This window comes from Clostridium sp. J1101437_171009_A5 (assembly GCF_015547905.1).
In the GTDB taxonomy this organism is placed as follows: domain Bacteria; phylum Bacillota; class Clostridia; order Oscillospirales; family Oscillospiraceae; genus Pseudoflavonifractor_A; species Pseudoflavonifractor_A gallinarum.
The window spans coordinates 1-1,276 of the sequence record NZ_JADMVY010000041.1 but is presented as its reverse complement, the minus strand read 5'-3'; the positions used below and the strand labels follow the sequence as shown (position 1 = coordinate 1,276).

The following is a 1,276-nucleotide window of genomic DNA, read 5'->3' as shown; positions in this document are numbered from 1 at the left end:
GCCCGGTCAATCTGTGCTTGGGTGTAATTCATCGGGATAGTTCCTCCTTTTTCTGTCGTGTTTGGGGTCGATTTTGGAGCATTTGTTCCTCTGTACGCTCGTTAAATCGGGCGGCAGTATCTACGCATGACTTGACCTTCCAAAGGCGGTGTAAATCGTCTCTGACGGTCTTAAACTCGCCATAGGTGGTGTTGTGCGCCTGTTCCAGCTCGTCATACTCTTCGGTCAGCTTTTTCATATTCACTTTGCCGTCCGGGAACTCCCCGGTCAGCTTTCGTCTGGCGGCGTAGAACTGTTTCAGTTCCGCTTCATGCTCTGCCTTGTACTTGGCTCTGGGCTTCTCAAACTTGATTTTCTGCAAGCCGTCATAGATAGGCTTCAAGCTCTGGAAAGCAGCGGAGCTGTCATAGAGCTGCTTAATTGTTTTCATTCGGGCGGTCTGTTCGTCCAGCGTTTTCTTCAAGCTCTCTGTGGCAGCACTGTGTTCGCTGACACGGCGTTCCAAATCTTCAAGGGTGAAAATGTCGTTTGCCCGGAGATAATTGAAAGTCTCGTTCATCTCCTTTAGATTGCTGACCTTGCCTTTCTGCGAATACGCCCCGGCTCTGCGCTGGGTGTAATAGGCGTTCAGCAGCGAAACAAGGTCGGGTGCCTGCGGCTTGGCAAGCTCTGCTTTTGCTTCGGCAATCCAATCAAACAGGAGAGCGATTTTCTTCTTGATGTCCCGGATAACGGCATTGGTGGCTTTGATCCAACGGTTGAACTCGCCTTTCTCGGTGCGTATGCCTTTCTTCTCCATTGCCCGGACGGTTGCGCCCTCATGGACAGTGGGAAGAAGCTCCACGCCCTGACGCTCATAGCTTCGGTGGTCGATGCGAACATCAAGCCCTTTCTCTGCAAACTTGGCGTTGCACATCTCCGCCCATGTCTGCCGCCAGTATTCCAGCGTTTCGGGACTGCCCCAGTCGGTAGTGGGAACGGCATTGAACACATACTTACTGTTTGCGTCTCGAATACGGTTGCCGTCCTCGTCCAGCTCATACACCCGGCGTTGCTTTAGCCCCCATTTGCCGTTCTGCTCGATGGGGCGGATGGGGCAAAGTACATGAAAATGTGGATTGGGTATGCCGCCGTCCTCCCGGTCGGGCTGGTGTACGGCGAAGTCAACCACCATGCCCCGGCTCACAAAGTTCTCCAACAAAAATTGCCTTGCAAGAGCGATGTTTTCCTCAAGGGAAAATTCATTCTGCAAGGCAATGTCAAAGCTGTATGCAAG

General features: G+C 52.5%; 1 protein-coding gene. It reads right to left on the bottom strand.

Translation table 11 applies throughout. The annotated features are described in order from the left end of the window. Window positions 1-28: 28 nt before the first annotated feature. Window positions 29-1,276, bottom strand: a 1,248-nt coding sequence (locus I2C21_RS17410; RefSeq protein WP_195279896.1) for a MobA/MobL family protein, incomplete at its 5' end; no start/stop codon positions are given.